Here is an 18,177-nt window from a genome sequence, read left to right on the forward strand (position 1 = left end):
GCGTCCGCGTTACGATCTTTCGACGTTGGACCATGTTGCCAGATTCGTCGTGTTGCGGCATTTGGCGTAAGTCTAGGGCTCATTCTCGCCCTGGACGGTTCCTCCGGGGCGATGCGACGGTCGTTCCAAGAGGAAGGAAATGCATGGGGAACAAATCTCAGCAACAAGTTAGGGCAACGCCATCGGGCACTTCGGCGTTTCTCGTCGTCATGTATATCGCAGCCTTTGTTGCCGCGTTTAACGAGAACATCATTAACGTGGCGCTGCACGACATTATGGCGGCCTTTTCGGTGAGTGCCACCACGGCGCAGTGGCTTGTTTCGGGCTACATGATCGTGACGTCGATCTTTACGGCCATCATGGCCTTTCTGTCCGGACGCTTTTCGACGCGCAAGCTGCTGTTCTTTGCATGCGGCTGCATGGTCGCCGGCGAAGTCCTGTGCCTGGTCGCCCCGTCGTTTGTCGTTTTGCTGCCAAGTCGCATTTTGCAGGCTGCGGGATCGGGCATCTTGTTTCCGCTCATGATGAATGTGGTGCTATCTTGCGCTCCGCGCGAGAAGCTCGGTCTGTATCTGAGCTTGGGCGGTGCCTGCATTACGCTGGGGCCGGCGTTTGGACCTGTGATCAGTGGTCTTATGTGCACGTTGTTTGGCTGGAGGGCGGTGTTCCTAGTGCCGCTGGTGGGCGGTGTTGTGGTCGCTGCGGCGGGTGCAAAGCTCGTTCGAAATGTCGGAGAGCGCCTGGATGTTTCGCTCGATATCCTGTCGGTTATTTTGCTCGCCGCCGGCATTACGGCGTTCGTGTATTCCGTAGGCGAGTTCTCGGCCAATGTGATGGCCGGCATCGTGACGCTTTTCGCCGCGGTTGTGCTGCTCGGCCTGTTTGCGGCCCGTCAGCTCAAGCTCGTCCATCCGGTGCTCAACGTGCGTCCCATGACGAGCGTTCGTTTTTGGCCTGCCTGTCTGCTTGTGGTGGTGTCGATGATGACGACGTTCTCGATGAGCGTTTTGTTGCCGCTCTATTTTGAGGGCGCATACGGCATGACCGCGCTTGTCGCGGGCCTGCTCATTTTGCCGGCAATTGCCTGCAACGCCGTGACCTCGATTGTGGGCGGACGCGTGATGGATGCCCATGGCGCATGGCCGCTGCTACCGGTCGGCTTTGCCCTGATTGCCGTGGGGCAGACTGCCATCTCGATGACGGCGGCAAGCATGAACATCGGCGTCGTCGTGGCGCTGACCGTTGTGGTGTATGCCGGAGTCGGTTTGGTGCTGAGCCCCTCGCAAACGGCCGGCTTGGAGACGCTGCCCGCCGCTGAGCATCCTCACGGAACGGCATTGCTCAACACGTGGAACATGATTGCCGCATCGTTTGGCCCGTCGCTGTTTATCGGCCTGCTCTCGAGTTCTGCGGCGGCTGCCGGTGCTGCCGGCGTGGCGACGGACGTTGCCCAGGCGATTGGATTTGCAGCCGCCGTGCGCATGGCGGCCGTGATTGCCCTGGTTGGCTTCGCGGTGTCGGTTGTGTACGCTCGCCGCGAGTCGCACATGTCGCATTAATGTGTGCACATAGATTCTGCAGCTAGATTAGCGGACGACACCATAAACTAATGGACGTTTTGCCGAGAGGCATGAATGTTTAAAGCGCAAAGAGTGCGCGACGGGCCCCGCGAATGGGGCGATGATGCCCGAGAGGGCCAAGAAGGAGTCTCATGTCCGAGAACGAAGAGATCATGAACGAGACCGAGAACGAGACCATGGCTGCCGAGGTCGAGGCAGTCGAGACCGTGGAGACCGAAGCTGCCGAGGTTGAGGCTGCTGACGAGGTTTCCGCCGAGGAGGAGGCCGAGGTTGTCGAGGCCGCCGTTGATTACGATGACGAAGAGCTGATGGACAAGATGCAGAAGGCCGCCCGCCTGCTGCGTAGCCGTCGCTTTGCTATTTCCAAGGAGGAGGAGGCCAAGGCCGAGCGCATGGCGAACATCGAGCGCGCCATCAAGCTGCTTGACCTCAAGCCCAAGATGGAGCAGAAGGAGATGTCCGACCTGCTGGGCATGCGCCTTCGTGAGCTCGATGGCCTGATGGCCGAGGCCGAGGCTGCCGATCTGGTCGGCCGCATCGACGACGCCGAGGGCGATATGCGCAAGATCGTCGTCTTCGCTGCCGAGGATGCCGCCGAGGGCCTGGTCGAGCTTGCCAACAAGAAGGAGAAGCTCCTGCCCGAGCTTTCTTACGAGGAGGCCACCGAGCTGATGGCTGCCCTCGATAAGGTTATCGCTCCGCTCGTCGCCATGGGCCTGGACGAGGACCGCGGTCCTCGCGGTGGCCGTGACGATCGCGGTGGCCGTGGCGGCGACCGTGGTGGCCGCGGTGGCTTTGGCGATCGCGGTGGCCGCGGCGGTGACCGTGGCGGTCGCGGTGGCGATCGTGGCGGCCGTGGCGGCTTTGGTGACCGTGGCGGCGACCGTGGCGGTCGCGGCGGCTTTGGCGGCAACCGTGGTGGCTATGGCGACCGCGGTGGCAACCGTGGCGGCTTCGGCGGCAACCGTGGTAACGACCGCGGCGGTCGCGGCGGCGATCGCGGCGGCCGCAACGGTGGCGGCTTCCGCGGCAACCGCTTCTAGTTGGGTTACGCGGGTTTACCAACCCGCGTAACTAGTTGACGCTGCAAACCCGCCAGAGCGGCAATCTGCCTTTCAACTTCGGCGGCATGACCAGAAGGTCAATGCCGCCTTGTTTCAAGGCACCTTGCTCGCTCTGGCGGGTTTTCGCTGTCGGTACCAAGACATCGGCGTTGCCTTAATCCAAGCCTGCCAAAAAGTAGTCATTGGGGACGTTCTTAAACGACTACATAGCACGAGAGTGGATAATCTCCCGGTTTGAGCCTGCATTCAAGCTCAAAGTGGGAGATTATCCACTCTCATTTGTTGTGTGTGCGAAAATCCACGCTCGTTTCTATTCCGCCTACATTTGTAGGAACAGTTCGTGGAGGCGGGTGTCTTCATCGAGTTCGGGGTGGAAGGTTACGCCGAGCTGGTTGCCCTGGCGGGCGGCGACGATGCGGCCATCGACGTTAGCCAAAGTCTGGGCATTGCCGTGCACTTCGACGATGCGGGGCGCACGGATAAACGTCAGCGGCACTTCACCGTCGATGCCGGCTACCTGCCCCTTGGCTCGAAAGCTGCCGAGTTGCCTGCCGTAGGCATTGCGCTCAACGAGCACATCCATGGTTGCCAAGCGCGGCGTCCCCTTATCGTCGTGGGCGGCAAGATCGCGCGCTAATAGAATCAAGCCGGCGCAGGTGCCCAGGACGGGCATGCCCTCAACAATGCGGGTGCGAAGCTCATCGAGCATACCAAGCTCGGCAAGTAACTTGCCCTGAACGGTGGACTCGCCGCCGGGGAGGACCAGGCGGTCAAAGTTCTGCTGCAAATCGGCCGCCTGCCTCAGCTCAATACAACGTGCGCCCAGCTCGGATAGCCTTGCCTCGTGCTCGGCAAAAGCGCCTTGGACCGCCAGCACGGCGACCGTCTGGTCTGCGTAATCGCTCATGTGCGATCCTTTCTGCTGGACTAGCGTCCGCGCTCCTCCATGATGATCTCGATCTCGTCGGCGTTGATGCCCACCATGGCCTCGCCCAGGTCCTCAGAAAGTTCGGCAATGAGTTTGGCGTCGGTGAAGTTTGCCACGGCCTTAACGATGGAGGCGGCGCGCTTGGCGGGGTCGCCGCTCTTAAAGATGCCCGAGCCGACAAAGACACCCTCGGCGCCCAGCTGCATCATCAGCGCGGCGTCGGCGGGGGTCGCTACGCCGCCGGCGGCAAAGTTCACGACGGGGAGCTTGCCCGTGGCATGGACCTCGCGGACCAGCTCGACCGGCACCTGCAGCTGCTTGGCTGCCTCAAAGAGCTCGTCGTCACGCAGGGCAACTACGTCGCGGATCTGCTTTTGGATCTTGCGCATGTGGCGCACAGCCTGGACGACGTCGCCCGTGCCCGGCTCGCCCTTGGTGCGAATCATCGTGGCGCCTTCGGCAACACGGCGCAGCGCCTCGCCCAGATCACGGGCGCCGCAGACAAACGGCACGTCAAACTGGGTCTTGTCGATATGATAGACGTCGTCGGCGGGGGAGAGAACCTCGGACTCATCGATGTAGTCGATCTCGATGGCCTGCAGGATCTGCGCCTCGACGATGTGACCGATGCGGCACTTGGCCATGACGGGGATGGAGACGGCCTCCTGGATGCCCTTGATCATCTTGGGGTCGCTCATGCGCGACACGCCGCCGGCGGCGCGGATGTCGGCCGGGATGCGCTCGAGAGCCATGACGGCGCAGGCGCCTGCCTCCTCGGCGATGCGTGCCTGCTCGGGCGTGGTGACGTCCATGATGACGCCGCCCTTGAGCATCTGCGCGAGCTCGCGATTGAGTTTGACGCGATCGGCCTTGCTGGTCTGTTCTGCCATGGTTGCTCCCTTGGTTGGCATGTACATTGCTTGACGGAACATCCTATCGGGGAGCTGGGTATGGCGAAATACTCAGTTTTCGAGATAATAACAAGGTCAGAATAATACCAGATTGAACGGTTCGATATGGTCAGGTGATAAACTCATGTTTGACTACAATTTGGAAAAACGCGGCGAAGCATCGCTCTATGAGTATATTTACCAGCAAATTCGAGATGATATCGTTGCTGGACGTATTGCGGCGGGGGAACATCTTCCGTCTAAGCGCGCCTTTGCCAGCCATCTGGGAATCAGTGTCATTACCATCGAGAATGCATATAGCCAGCTACTTGCCGAGGGCTATATTTGCTCAATGCCGCGTCGTGGCTACTACGCTTGCGAGCTTCCGGATGCACCGGTTTTGGCTTCGGCTGCGGAGGGCATCGACCGAGATGCCGTCTCTGCGGGCCCCAGTGCGCGTGATGTCAACGGACAGGTCGAGCGATTCGATGCGCTTTCTCCTTCCGCTTTGGAGGCGGCGCGGCTTTGGCAAAGCGCGCTGCGGGCGACGCTGGCATCTGAAGATGAACGCGAAATCTTTTCGACTGCGCCGGCACAGGGCACCGCTCGGCTACGACGCGCAATCGCTCGCCATCTGCGCGGGACACGGGGCATGAATGTTAATCCCGACAACATCGTCATCGGTGCGGGCGCCCAGCTGCTCGATACCATGTTGGTTCAGTTGCTTGGAGCCGACAAGGTGTATGCCGTTGAAGATCCGGGCTATTTGCGCCTGACGCGCATCTATCAGGCTATGGGCTGCGAAGTTCGACATATCCCGTTGGATGATGAGGGCGTGGACTTGAGCGTTCTGCAGAAAGCCGGGGCCGATGTCCTTCACCTGATGCCGTCCCATCAGTATCCGACCGGCCTTGTGACGAGCATTGCGCGTCGCTATGCGCTGCTGAGCTGGGCCGCCGAGCGACCAGGTCGGTATCTCATCGAAGATGACTTTGATTGTGAGTTTCGCCTTGCCGGCAAGCCGATTCCCGCGCTCGCGTCGATCGATGCCGCCCAGTCGGTTATCTACACCAACACGTTTTCGAAGAGCCTGTCATCGGCGTTGCGTCTAGCGTACATGGTGTTGCCCGATGAGCTAATGGAGCGGTTTAGGCACAACCTTGGTTTTTACGCCTCGTCGGTGAGCTCTGTTGACCAGGTCGCTTTGGCTCGTTTGCTGGAATCGGGTGATTACGAGCGACATGTGAACCGCGTACGCGTTCGTGCTCGCGAGGCGCGTGATGGCCTGGCGACGCTTGTACGGAAAACGTTTCCGGCAGGGGAAGTCTCGATCGAGCATGCAGACGCGGGCCTTTACTGTATCGTGGTTGCGGAGCGTGGAATGGGCGGAAGCACTTTTGCACGGGCCCTCACGCGCTCGAGCATCCCTTTTATCGATATCGGTGACTGTTTTTGGTGTGCCGATGGCGCATCTGTCCCTGAAAACTCAACTCAAATTCTTGTTCAGTATGACGATCTGAGTCCAAAAGTACTAACTACCTTGGAATTGCAGCTAATGGGGGGCGCTCTGCAACCTAAGTGAGTAGACTTTTAGCACTTTGGCGACCAGGCAGTTTTGTAACAAGCTATCTACCTGCGGTTTTGAAAAGCAGGATGACCGGCCTGATCGGGATGTTCAAAAAAGTCTACTCACTTGCCGCGCAAAGCTCCTGCATGAGAAAAAATGGGGTTTTCAACAGGGCTTCGTCCAGCTCTTGGCAAGCTTTTGGCCAGTTGGGGAGGGCTGTTGAAAACTCGGCAGTCCGTTCGGCGCCATTTTTGGTGCGTTCGCGCCAATGCGTGACTGACTGGGTTGAAATTCGTGTTTTCCTGTGCCTATGAAGGATCTACTTTGTGACATATCAGCTTTTAGGTACTGGCGTTTGCCTCCTCAAGTCCGCGCTTTGTGTCCGCCGCTTCCACGACCGGAAGAAGACCGGCAGCGATATGATCTCGCCCGCAACCCGACGGCTGCGGTCGCGCTCGGTTTTCCGTTGTATACATTGGTTCGGTCGAGAAACAAACGGACTTGTCCTGCCAGCATTAGGCAGCGGCTGTTTCTTGGTGAGCTTCCCGGGGAATCCGTGCTGGAAACGGAGCATGGGGTTTTGATTACGTCTCCTCTACTGACGGCATTCATCATGTTGCGGCATCTGACGGATCTTCAGCTTCTTTTGGTATTGGCGGAGATGTGTGGCTTGTTTGCGGTGTGTGCCCTGCCGGCGGCACTTGAGGCGGAGCTTTCGCGTGCAATTGATTCGGGCGCGATTTCGACAACGTTCGGTTGGGTGCGCTGCCCGTCCGAGGACGGCGCCGCTTCAAATTTATGGCGTCGAGACGCTTTGGTTTTGGGCGGAGACCTTGACCGTTTTTTTTCAGATGTTTGCGGGATGCGTTACGGCAATAGATTTATAGCGGTATCGCAACTCGTTCCATTGGGCGCCGCGTCGCCTTTTGAGGTCGAGGCGTATTTGCTACTTGCACTGCCGCGATCCCTGGGAGGCGAAGGTTTTTGCGGCATAGAGCTTAATGTTGAAGTGATGCTAAGCACAAGTGCTCGAGCGATTGTGGGAAAGTCCCGTGTATATATCGACCTACTTTTGTCTTCGCCGGACGGCAGGCGACAGGTGGCCATTGAATGTCAGGGAAAGGCCTCACACGGACGCGCAGGAGATGGCTTGCGTGACGCTGACCGCATGACGGCCCTTCAGGCCATGGGCTACGATGTGCTTCTCCTGACACACAGACAGATATCCGATGGGGATAGATTCCGCGCGATCGTTAAGGCCGTATGCAGGATGCTCGATGCTGAATATCGTGATAAAAGCTCAGATGAGCAAAGGGCTGAGACATTACTCCGGTCTGAACTATTCGTTGACTGGACAAAATTGGGAGTAATCGACGGAAAGATGCCCGTTAGACGCAAAACAGCTCGATCGTGGACGGCTGCGGTTCTAAGTGAGTAGGCTTTTGACACTTTGGCGACCAGGCCGTTTTGAAACAAGTCATTTACCTGCGACTTCATAAAGCAATACGGATGGTCTGCTCGGCAAGTTTCGAAAAGTCTACTCACTTAGTTTTTGACGAGAGACCGATGCCGAAGATAGCTCTATTTCAGGGCGTTAACGAGTCCTCGAGACACAAAAAGGCCCGAACCAATACGGTCCGGGCCTCATCGAGCTAGAGGTTATGTCTCAAGCGGTTGGCTTAGCCAAAGTAGCGCTTCAGCAGGCCGGCGAAAGCCTTGCCGTGGCGGGCCTCGTCGCGAGCCATCTCGTGCACGGTGTCATGGATGGCATCGAGGCCGGCGGCCTTGGCGCGCTTAGCGAGATCGGTCTTGCCAGCGGTGGCGCCGTTCTCGGCCTCAACGCGCATCTCGAGGTTCTTCTTGGTGGAGTCGGTCACGACCTCGCCCAGAAGCTCAGCGAACTTGGCGGCGTGCTCGGCCTCCTCGTGGGCAGCCTTCTCCCAGTACAGGCCGATCTCGGGATAGCCCTCGCGATGAGCGACGCGAGCCATGGCCAAGTACATACCGACCTCGGAGCACTCGCCCTCAAAGTTGGCGCGCAGGTCGGCAACGATGTCCTCGGAGACGCCCTCCATCTTGGCGACGCCCACGACGTGCTCGGCAGCCCACTCGAGCTGGCCCTCCTCCTGCTTCAGGAAACGAGAACCGGGAACGCCGCACTGGGGGCACTTGAAGTCCTCGGGCAGCTGGTCGCCGTCGAACTCTTCCACATAACCGCAAACGGGGCAAACAAACTTCATGATTCGATCCTTTCGATCGATGGCGATTGTGCGCTCGTCCGGTCCCGTAAGGGCCCTCTCCGGACGTGCGTCTTGACGAGTTCTATTATCCATAAATGCGACCGAATGTGAAGCCTATTAGGAATGATTTTTAATAAAATAATTTTGGGCATGTGAAGATGTTGATTGATTAACGATTGCCAGGCCGCTCGAGACCTCCGCTGAGTACAATCGGTCGAGCAAATGTTGACCTATCAACAAATGAAGGAGTTTCCTTTATGCATCTAGCCCGTCGTGCCTGGTGCCGAACATATCAGACGGTTTTTCGCATCGCATTGCCGATCCTGCCCTATACCGAGCCGCGCATTTTGGAGCATGCCGAGGACGTGCCCGCGGTGCTTCAAAAGCGCTCGATACAGCGGGTTCTTATCGTGACGGATCCCGGTATTGCCCGTCTGGGGCTCACGGCGCCGCTCGAGACGGCGCTCGCGTCCAAGGGAATTGGCGTTACGGTCTATGCCGAAACGCGTGCGAACCCCACGGTCTCAAACGTGGAGGAAGCGGCGTCCCTGTATCGCGAGAGCGCCTGTCAGGCCATTATCGGCTTTGGCGGCGGCTCGGCCATGGACTGTGCCAAGGGCGTGGGCGCACGCATCGCACAGCCAAACAAGCCCATCAACAAGATGCGCGGCCTGTTGCGCGTCCACCGTCTCCTGCCGCTGCTCATCGCCGTTCCCACCACGGCAGGTACGGGTAGCGAGGTCACGCTCGCAGCGGTCATTACCGATGACGAGACGCACTACAAGTACCCCATTAACGACTTTGTGCTGATCCCGCGCTTTGCGGTACACGACCCCGAGTTTACACGTGGCCTGCCCGCCTCCATTACGGGGCAGACGGGCATGGATGCTCTGACGCATGCCGTCGAGGCCTTTATCGGGCGCAGCACCACGCCCTACACGCGCAAGATGGCGCGTCAGGCGGTGCAGCTCATCCGCGACAATTTGCTCGAGGCCTATGAGCATGGCGACGACATGCGCGCTCGTCGCAATATGCTTTCGGCGGCGTATAAAGCGGGTGTTGCATTTACCCGCTCCTATGTCGGATATGTGCATGCCATCGCGCATAGTCTGGGCGGCCGATACGGAATTCCGCACGGCTTGGCCAACGCCATCATCCTGCCGCACATGCTTCGCGCTTATGGTGACGCCGCCGCCCCCACGCTTGCCGATCTTGCTCGCATGGCCGGTATCGCGCCGGCTAACGCGCAGGACAGTCTTGCGGCCGAGGCCTTTATCGATTGGGTCGACCGCATGAATGCCGCCTTGGGCATTCCCAAATATGTGACGGGCATTCGCCGCTCCGATATTCCGCAAATGGCGGCCCATGCCGATGCCGAGGCCAATCCGCTATACCCCGTTCCACTTTTGATGGACCGTTTGGAGCTCGAGCGTATGTACGAGGTCGTCGCGGGTGGTATGTTTGAGGATGAGAACTAGGAGGGCCCATGAACACCGAGGAAATCGCGCGCATTGTCGGCGAACAGCGCGCCTACTTTAAGACGCGCGCCACGTTTGATGTCGATGCTCGACGTCGCGCCCTCGTGCGCCTGCGCGAGGCGGTGCGAGCACACGAGACCGATATTGCCCATGCGCTCAAGACCGATTTGGGAAAGTCGCATGACGAGGCCTATATGTGTGAGATCGGCACCTCGCTTTCCGAGATTCGTCATCAGATTGCGCATGTGGCTCGATGGAGCCGTCCGCGCCTGCGCTCCTGCGACCTCGCCAATGCTATTAGCGTGTGCAAGACGCAAGCCGTGCCCTATGGCGTCACGCTCGTCATGGCTCCATGGAACTATCCGTTTTTGTTGACGCTCGAGCCGCTCGCCGGCGCGCTCGCTGCGGGTAACACCGTGGTCATCAAGCCGAGTGCCTATGCGCCGGCTTCGAGCGCGGTGCTCAAGCAAATCTGCGAAGAGACGTTTGATCCGCGCCTGGTGACGGTTATCGAGGGCGGGCGCGCCGAGAACGAAGCGCTGCTCGATGAGTGCTGGGACAAGATCTTCTTTACCGGCAGCGTTCCGGTCGGCAAACTCGTCATGGAGCGGGCAAGTAAAAACCTGACGCCCGTGACGCTTGAGCTGGGCGGAAAGAGTCCCGGCATTGTGGATGCGACGGCAAACTTGAAGGTCGCGGCACGGCGCATCGCCTTTGGTAAATGGCTCAACGTGGGCCAGACCTGTGTAGCGCCCGATTATCTGCTGGTCGACGTGCACGTGCACGATGAGTTGTTGGGCCTCATCAAGGAGGAGGTCCGCCGCATGTTTGGCGAGCATCCGCTCGACAACGAGGATTACGGCCACATCGTCAACGCCAAGCATTTTGCGCGCGTGCGCGGGCTGATCGATCCCGACAAGGTTGTGCTGGGAGGCACGGCGCGCGAGTCGTCGCTCAAGATTGAGCCGACGATCCTAGACGGCGTGTCCCCCGATGACGCCGTGATGCAGGAAGAAATCTTCGGTCCCATCTTGCCGGTGCTGACGTTTGAGAGCTTAGACGAGGCCGAGACGTTTATTACGGATCGTCCGACACCGCTGGCCTTATATATCTTTAGCCAGGACCGCGCAGTTCAGGAGCGCTTTGTGCGCCATGTGCCCTTTGGCGGCGGCTGCGTCAACGACACGATCATGCATCTGGCTACGAGCCATATGGGCTTTGGCGGCATGGGCGCGAGCGGTATGGGGCAGTACCATGGACGCGAGAGCTTCGATACGTTTAGCCACAAGAAGAGCATCGTGAACAAGGCAACGTGGTTGGACGTGCCATTCCGCTATGCTCCTTACGCAAGCTGGAAGCACAAGTTCGTGCGCATGTTTGTGCATTAGAATCAGATAAGGATGAATTTATGTCCGCACGGGCCCGTAAGCTTCTCAGTAAGGTTAAGTGCCGGTTTATTCGGTCGTTAGAGGAGTTGCCATGTACGAGCCTTCACGTGTTCTTTTGTCGTTTCATATTGCAGGATTTCAGTATGCCGATGGCGCCTTGGTCTTGGGCGATCTTAAAGCGGGCGTTAAACTGACGCTGTGTGCCGAGCACGATAATCCCCATGATCCCGAGGCGGTTGCGATCTATTACGGCAACACCAAGCTTGGCTATGTTCCGGGAAACGAGGTCGGCCCGCTGTCCTTGATGATGTATTACGGCCACGAGGATGTGTTTGAGGCCCGCGTACAACAGGTTGCCCCCGAGCGCAGCCCGTGGCATCAGATGCGCGTTGGCCTCTATGTGGTGGATGCTCGCTAGTCGGCAATGGAGGCTGCCATGTTTGTTGACGATGATCTGTTCGATCTGACGGATGACCCGTTTGAGTGGGATATGCTACTTGATGACGATGAGTTGGAGCAGGACCGCAAAAAGCAAAAGGATAAGAACACCCCGGGAAAAGATTCGAATAAAAAGGACAAGCGCCGCCGCGGACTGTTCGGCGGGCTCTTTGGATAACCGCCGCATCGCTACGTCTGTATACTTAGCACGAGTTGAACGCGTTGCGAAATGAGGGCATAGACGATGATGTGGTTTACCGCCGACCTGCACCTGGGCGATACGAATATCTTGCACGACATGGATCGGCCGTTTGATTCGGTCGAGGAGATGAACCGCAAGGTCATCGATGCCATCAATGAGTGCGTGGCTGTGGACGACCGCCTCTATATCTTGGGAGACTTTACCTACCGTTTGCCCCTGGCAGAGGCGGTGCGCCTGCGCGAGCGTATCGAATGCAAGAATGTGACGCTCATCCGTGGTAACCATGACGGCGACTGGGAAGATCCCGACGTACCGCAGATTTGGGAAGACGTGCGCGATTACCTGGAGATTGCTCCCGGCTATGCCAAGGGGCATCGTCTGGTTATGAGCCACTACCCCATGCTCAGCTGGAATGGTAAGGCGCGTGGCGCCATCATGCTACACGGGCATATCCACAGCAGAGGAGACCGCACCAACGCTCGCAACCGCGATCGCGAGCGCCCCATTTACCGCTACGATGTGGGCCTCGACGCCAACAACTACAAGCCCGTAAGCCGAGACCAGATCCTGAATTTCTTTGGACTGTAGCTCGCAAACCGCCACGAAGGGGACAGGCACCTTTGTGGTGGTTCTGGCGCCGTACTCATTCTGGTAGCGGCGACTTATTTGTCCGCGCGGCGCGGTAGAGTGAAGGCGGTTGAAGTTTGCGTCCATCGAGGAGCTGCTATGAACGAGATTAAGTGCCCGCATTGCGGCGAAGTTTTTAAGGTCGATGCGTCCGGCTATGCGGATATCGTCAAACAAGTGCGCAATGCCGAGTTTTCGCGCGATCTGGATGAGCGTGTGAGGGCAGTCCAGCGCGAGGGCGAGCAGGCGCTGGAGCTTGAGCGCTCGCGTTCGACGGCTGCCTTGCAAGAGGCAGAGTCTCAGCGCAACGCTCAGCTTGCCGAGCAGAAGAACACTGCGGAGCAGAAGCTGGCACAAGAGGTTGCCAAGCGCGACGCTGAGCTTGCCGAGCTGCGCGCCAAGCTCGAAGGCGCTGCCGCAGAGCGCGAGAGTGCAAGTCAGCGCGCGGCGGTTGAGGCCCGCGCCGATGCTCAAAAGGAGAATGCCGAGCTTCAGCGCGAGATCGACAATTTGCGTGCGCAGCTGGAGCGCAAAGATGACGAAGCCAAGCTCGTCGAGTCGGCGACGCGCAATGCCGCTCAAAACGATTTAGCTGCACGTGATGCTCAGATTGCTGAGCTGCAGGCCAGACTTGCCGCGGCGGACAAGGCCCAGGAGATGGCGCTTGCCGCCGCTGCGGCCGAGTCGCAGCGTGAGCTCGATGCCGCTCGCAGCGAGGCCGAGCGCGCGCTTGCTGACTATCGCGTGAAGGTGCAAGAGAAGTTTTCTGCCGCAAAGGCACAGTCCGAGCAAGAGGCCGAGGGTCTGCGTGCCCAGTTGCGCGAGCAGGAACTGATGGCAAAAATGAACCTGTCAGAGGCGGTCGCCGCGGCGGAGCGAGAGCGCGATGAGGCACGTGCCAAGCTGACGAGCGAGTTGGCGGTGCGCGATTCTCGTGAGGAGCAAGCCAAGGCGGCACACGAGCTCGAGCTTGCGCAGGCCAAGCGCGCGAGCGATGACCTGATTCGCTACAAGGATGAAGAGATTGAGCGCCTTAAGGACATGAAGGTCCGCCTGTCCACCAAGATGGTGGGCGAGTCGCTCGAGCAGCACTGCGAGACCGAGTTCAACCGTCTGCGCATGACGGCGTTTCCCAACGCGTACTTCGAGAAAGATAACGATGCGTCCGAGGGTACCAAGGGCGACTTTATCTTCCGCGAGTGCGACGCGAGCGGTAACGAGGTCATTTCGATTATGTTCGAGATGAAAAACGAGAACGACGAGACCACGACCAAGCATAAAAACGAGGACTTCTTTAAGAAACTCGACCACGATCGCCGCCAAAAAGGCTGTGAGTACGCGGTGCTCTGCACGCTACTCGAGCCCGAGAGCGAGCTCTATAACGCAGGGATAGTCGACGTGAGCTATCGCTACGAGAAGATGTACGTGATTCGCCCACAGTTTTTCATTCCCATGATTACGCTTCTTCGCAACGCCGCCATGGGTTCGCTGCGCTATAAGCAGGAGCTAGCGGAGTACAAACAGCAGAATATCGACGTTACGAACTTCGAAGCCAAGATGGAAAAGTTCAAGAATGATTTCGGCCGCAACTACGAGATTGCGAGTCGCAAGTTCCAAACAGCAATCGATGAGATCGACAAGACGATTAGCCATCTGCAGAAAACCAAGGAGGCGTTGCTGTCCTCCGAGAACAACCTGCGCCTAGCCAACAAGAAAGCCGACGATCTTACCATTCGCAAGCTCACGTGGGGCAACAAGACCATGAAGGCGGCGTTTGACGAGGCGCGCGGGGCTGCGTCAGAGACAAACGATGAGCCAGCCGAGGCGGATTCGTATGAGATCGAGGATGCCGAGTAAGGTATAGCGGATAGTGCAAAAGCGGGGCCGCTGGCGAAATTGCCAACGGCCCCGTTTCGTTTCGGTATGTTCGGCTAGTCCTCGAGCAGGTCCTCGATAAAGCCGACACGGTAGTTTTTGAAAATGACCTCGCCACCGTCTTGCGTGGCGTCTAGATCGACATCGCCCATAATGCCAAAGTCGTGGTCGCCATCCTCGTCGGCAAAAATCTGGTGCACGTGCCATACGTGCGCGGTCTTCTCGTCGGACTCGTCGATGGAAAACATCGCGGCGCTGCGGGCATCTCCGTCGGTGAGGATTTCCTCGTGCTGCTCGTGGTAAGCGTCGAGTGCTTTTTGCCAGCGGATCTCGCTCATGCCCCAGTCGTCGTCGAGCTCGCCCAGGTCGCGAACGTGCTCGCGGGCGGCAAGGGTCACGCGACGGAAGAGCGCGTTGCGCACCAACAGCGTGCAGCCGCGACGGTCCGCCACGACCTCGTCGATGCCCTGCGGCGGCGCAGCATCGAGTGCAGCGGGGTTGCCGGCGTTCTCCCACTCGTCCACCAGGCTCGAGTCGACCGAGCGCACCACAAAGCCGAGCCACGAAATGATGTCACGCAGGCGCTCGTCGCGCTTCTCGATGGGTACGGTGCGGTCGAGAGAACGGTAAGCCTCTGCCAGGTAGCGCAGCAAAATGCCCTCGGAGCGGGCGATGCCGAGCTTTTGAATGTAGCCCTTAAAATCGCTCGCGCTTTCCAGCATATCGCGCAGGACGCTCTTGGGAGAGAGCTGGTAGTCGTTTGCCCAGGGTACTTCCTGGCAGTACTTGTCAAAAGCGGCGTCGAGCAAGTCCTCGAGCGGCTTTTCGTAGGTGACGTCCTGGATGCGCTCCAGGCGTTCCTCATATTCGACGCCGTCAGCCTTCATTTCTGCCATCGCGCGGTCGCGCGCGGCGCGCTCCTGTGCGCGCAATATCTGCTTGGGATCCTCGAGCGTTGACTCGACCATCGAGATCAGATCCATGGTATAGGTCTCACTCTCGGGGTCGAGCAGCTCCAGCGCGGCAAGCAAAAACGGCGAGAGCGGCTGGTCGAGCGCAAAGTCCTCGGGCAGGTCGACCGTCAGCGCGTAGTCGATGTCCGGCGCGGCATCAGCCGGAGCGTCGGGTGCGGGCGGTACCTCGGTGCGCACGACGACGCCGGAGTCGATGAGCGTGGCGAAGATTTCGTCGGCGCGAACCTCGAGCTTGGCCTTTTCTTCGGGGGTCTGCAGGCTTGTCTCGATGAGGTCGTGCACGCGGGCGCGAGCGTCACCGCCCTGCTCGACCACGCTAATCACCATGGAGTGTGTGATGCGAAGGCGCGGCTTGAGCGTCTCGGGCTGCGTCTCGATCAGGCGCTCAAAGGTCTGCTTGTTCCAGGTGACAAAGCCCTCGGGGGCCTTCTTCTTTTTAATCTTGCGGAGCTTTTTGGGATCGTCGCCCGCCTTGGCCATAAGCTTGGCATTCTCGATCTCGTGCTCGGGTGCCTCGGCGATCACCATGCCCTCGGTATCGAAGCCCGAGCGACCGGCGCGACCAGCGATCTGATGAAACTCACGGGCGCGCAGGCGACGCATCTTGTAGCCGTCGAACTTGGTGAGCGCGGTGAGCACCACGGTATGGATGGGTACGTTGATGCCGACGCCGAGCGTATCGGTACCGCAGATGACGGGCAGCAGGCCCTGCTGCGCCAAGCGCTCGACCAGCAGGCGATAGCGCGGCAACATGCCAGCATGGTGCACGCCGACGCCGCAGCCGAGCAAACGCTTGAGGATCTTGCCGAAGGCCGTCGAGAAGCTCGTGCCTTTGGCGGCTTCCTTAATAGCCTCGCGCTGCTCCTTGCTGGCGATGCCAAAATTGGCGAGGGATTGCGCCGTCGCAAGTGCGGCGTCCTGGCTAAAGTGCACGATGTAGAGCGGGGCCTCGCCACGGCGCATGGCGAGCTCGACGGTGCCCTCAAGCGAGGTCGTCACGTAGTCGTAGCTCAGCGGCACGGGGCGTGGGGCATCGACGACCAAGTCGCAGGTAGCGCCGGTGTGTTCCTCGAGTGAGGTGGCGATGGCAGTGACATCGCCGAGCGTGGCACTCATGAGCATAAACTGCGTATGGGGCAGGGTGAGCAGCGGCACCTGCCAGGCCCAGCCGCGGTCGGGGTCGGCAAAGTAGTGGAACTCGTCCATGGCCACGCAGCCCACGTCGGCGTCCTCGCCCTCGCGGAGCGCATCGTTGGCAAGGATTTCGGCCGTGCAGCAGATGACGGGTGCCTTGGTGTTGATATGCGTGTCGCCGGTGATCATGCCGACGTTATCGCGGCCGAGCACCTGTACCAGATCGAAGAACTTTTCGCTGACCAGAGCCTTGATAGGAGCCGTATAGTAGCAGCGCTTGCCCTGTGCCATGCCCATAAAGAGCATGCCCAGCGCAACAAGTGACTTACCCGAGCCGGTCGGCGTGCCTAAGATGACGTGATCGCCGGCGGCCAGGTCCATGAGGGCCTCTTCTTGGTGATCCCACAGCTCGATGCCGCGGTCGCTCGTCCATTCAAAGAAGCGTTCGAAGGCTTGATCGGGCGTGAGCCATGGTTCGGGCTCGCTGCCGTCCTCGGGCTCCCACCAGGTGGGGGAGAGCGCACCGAGTGAGCCGAATTCGGCTTCGGTTCCCGTGCCGCCCGAGAATGAACTGGCGGCTCCGGCGCCGGAGACGGTGCTGGCGGCGATATCTGTCGTGGTCTGTGCCATGTGTTTGCTTTCTCTCGCGATTGTCCGCCAACTATTATGGCGTAGCGGCGGCGCGGGGTGCCAGCGCGAAAGAAAATGCAGGAAATGGGCGTCCTGCTCAGCCGTTTGGTGCGGCCGCGAGCTAAGTGAGTAGACTTTTTGCGATTTCGCCAGCACATGGCTTTTGCGTAAGGGATTTACCTGCGGTTTTACTTGTTCCTATGCGGGTTGTGCTTGGCTATTGCTAAAAAGTCTACTCACTTAGGCTTGAGGGTCGTTCGTCGGTGCCTATTTGCGCTTGCTCGCTGGCGACGTGACTGTCAAAAGCCCCTATGACTCCTGCGGAAGGCGCTTTTTGCCTTTGCGGGTGCGGTTTCTAAAGTTCTCGACGGCCTCTTCCATGCCCAGAGGTACATAGGTGAGCTCATCGAGGTTTTCGGGCAGGTAGCAGGCAAGGCTTTGCTCCTGCGCGCGGCCCGCCGCGAGCTGTTCATTGCTGGGCTGCGCGCCGGGTGTGGCGCAAATGCCATAGACGACGGCACCCATCTCGCGCGTGCGGCATTCGTACTCGGTCTCGGGATGCTCGGGATGGTCGCGGCGGACGTCGTCGCTTACCCAAAGCGTGTCGTAGCCGGCCGCGGCAAACTGCCCCAGGGCGTAGTCGCGCAATGGCTTACTGTCGGTTCGCAGTGTGACGGTGGCGCCGGCTGAAAAGAGCGGGCGGTAGAGCATCAGATGGTCGACATGGACGAGTCGTTTTTTGGCGTACTTGGCCTTGGGCTGCGGCGTGGGAAAGTTGATGGTTATGGCGTCGAGCTCGCCTGCGGCAAACAGCTGCGGCAACGTTGCGGCGCCTCGGGGCAGGACGAGTGCGTTGGATAGCTCCTGCTCGCAGATTTTCTGTGCGGCATAGGCGATGCAGATGGGCTCCTGGTCCATACCGATAAAGAGGGTGTTTGGCTCGTGCGCCGCACGCTCTACAAGGTACGTTCCCTTGCCACAGCCAAGATCCAGGTGAAGGTGTTCGAAGGGCTTGCTGCCAACTGGCGCGCAAGCCTCGCGCCAATCTCCGGCATAGGCCTCGGGGTTCGTCTCGATTGCATCGGCGTAGCGCCCCAGGCGCTCTTCGAGCACAAAGTTCTTAGGCGTGCGAACGTGGACGGCTCCCATGAGGCTCCTTGGT

The 18,177-nt window shown here is 59.4% G+C and carries 15 protein-coding genes; 10 read left to right on the top strand and 5 right to left on the bottom strand.

Going from position 1 to position 18,177, the window contains the following annotated elements:
• Positions 1–143: 143 nt before the first annotated feature.
• Both DXC99_RS06160 and DXC99_RS10415 read left to right on the top strand, forming a co-directional pair.
• Positions 144–1,559: an MFS transporter gene (locus DXC99_RS06160; protein ID WP_117629626.1), complete on the top strand. Its 1,416-nt coding sequence runs from the start codon at positions 144–146 to the stop codon at positions 1,557–1,559.
• A gap of 152 nt (positions 1,560–1,711) precedes the next feature.
• Entirely contained in the window at positions 1,712–2,623 is a 912-nt protein-coding gene (locus DXC99_RS10415; RefSeq protein ID WP_035137032.1) for a hypothetical protein, read from the top strand.
• Between the two features lie 340 nt (positions 2,624–2,963).
• Here the strand turns inward: DXC99_RS10415 and pdxT are convergent, their stop codons facing one another.
• Positions 2,964–3,551: a pyridoxal 5'-phosphate synthase glutaminase subunit PdxT gene (gene pdxT / locus DXC99_RS06170; RefSeq protein ID WP_117629627.1), complete on the bottom strand. Its 588-nt coding sequence runs from the start codon at positions 3,549–3,551 to the stop codon at positions 2,964–2,966.
• Positions 3,552–3,571: 20 nt separating this feature from the next.
• Positions 3,572–4,462, bottom strand: coding sequence for a pyridoxal 5'-phosphate synthase lyase subunit PdxS (gene pdxS, locus DXC99_RS06175; RefSeq protein ID WP_117629628.1), 891 nt, complete (start codon positions 4,460–4,462; stop codon positions 3,572–3,574).
• 145 nt (positions 4,463–4,607) lie between these two features.
• Here pdxS and DXC99_RS06180 point away from each other — a divergent pair, with 145 nt between their 5' ends.
• Positions 4,608–6,044: a PLP-dependent aminotransferase family protein gene (locus DXC99_RS06180; protein WP_117629629.1), complete on the top strand. Its 1,437-nt coding sequence runs from the start codon at positions 4,608–4,610 to the stop codon at positions 6,042–6,044.
• A gap of 541 nt (positions 6,045–6,585) precedes the next feature.
• Positions 6,586–7,467 (top strand): hypothetical protein, encoded by an 882-nt coding sequence (locus tag DXC99_RS06185; RefSeq protein WP_117637840.1) that lies wholly within the window; start codon positions 6,586–6,588, stop codon positions 7,465–7,467.
• Positions 7,468–7,708: 241 nt separating this feature from the next.
• Here the strand turns inward: DXC99_RS06185 and DXC99_RS06190 are convergent, their stop codons facing one another.
• Entirely contained in the window at positions 7,709–8,272 is a 564-nt protein-coding gene (locus tag DXC99_RS06190) for a ferritin family protein (protein WP_070097113.1), read from the bottom strand.
• Positions 8,273–8,526: 254 nt separating this feature from the next.
• Between DXC99_RS06190 and DXC99_RS06195 the strand changes: the two genes are divergently transcribed.
• The 6 genes from DXC99_RS06195 (at position 8,527) to DXC99_RS06220 (ending at position 14,259) form a co-directional block, all read left to right on the top strand.
• Positions 8,527–9,747, top strand: a complete 1,221-nt coding sequence (locus DXC99_RS06195) for an iron-containing alcohol dehydrogenase (protein ID WP_117629631.1) — start codon at positions 8,527–8,529, stop codon at positions 9,745–9,747.
• A gap of 8 nt (positions 9,748–9,755) precedes the next feature.
• Entirely contained in the window at positions 9,756–11,135 is a 1,380-nt protein-coding gene (locus tag DXC99_RS06200; protein ID WP_117629632.1) for an aldehyde dehydrogenase, read from the top strand.
• A 91-nt stretch (positions 11,136–11,226) separates the two neighbouring features.
• Positions 11,227–11,553 (top strand): HIRAN domain-containing protein, encoded by a 327-nt coding sequence (locus tag DXC99_RS06205; protein WP_117629633.1) that lies wholly within the window; start codon positions 11,227–11,229, stop codon positions 11,551–11,553.
• Between the two features lie 18 nt (positions 11,554–11,571).
• Positions 11,572–11,751 carry a hypothetical protein gene (locus tag DXC99_RS06210; RefSeq protein WP_117629634.1) on the top strand — a complete coding sequence of 60 codons (180 nt, stop codon included), beginning with the start codon at positions 11,572–11,574 and terminating at the stop codon, positions 11,749–11,751.
• A 66-nt stretch (positions 11,752–11,817) separates the two neighbouring features.
• Complete coding sequence (locus DXC99_RS06215) at positions 11,818–12,363, top strand: metallophosphoesterase (RefSeq protein ID WP_117629635.1); 546 nt, start codon at positions 11,818–11,820, stop codon at positions 12,361–12,363.
• A 138-nt stretch (positions 12,364–12,501) separates the two neighbouring features.
• Positions 12,502–14,259 (top strand): DUF2130 domain-containing protein, encoded by a 1,758-nt coding sequence (locus DXC99_RS06220; protein WP_117629636.1) that lies wholly within the window; start codon positions 12,502–12,504, stop codon positions 14,257–14,259.
• Between the two features lie 74 nt (positions 14,260–14,333).
• Here DXC99_RS06220 and DXC99_RS06225 read toward each other — a convergent pair whose 3' ends face one another.
• On the bottom strand, positions 14,334–17,015 hold the full coding sequence (locus DXC99_RS06225; protein WP_117629637.1) for an RNA helicase: 2,682 nt from the start codon (positions 17,013–17,015) through the stop codon (positions 14,334–14,336).
• 309 nt (positions 17,016–17,324) lie between these two features.
• On the bottom strand, positions 17,325–18,164 hold the full coding sequence (locus tag DXC99_RS06230; protein ID WP_117629638.1) for a tRNA (guanosine(46)-N(7))-methyltransferase TrmB: 840 nt from the start codon (positions 18,162–18,164) through the stop codon (positions 17,325–17,327).
• Between the last annotated feature and the right edge of the window lie 13 nt (positions 18,165–18,177).

Source organism: Collinsella sp. TF10-11AT, assembly GCF_003437565.1.
GTDB lineage: Bacteria > Actinomycetota > Coriobacteriia > Coriobacteriales > Coriobacteriaceae > Collinsella.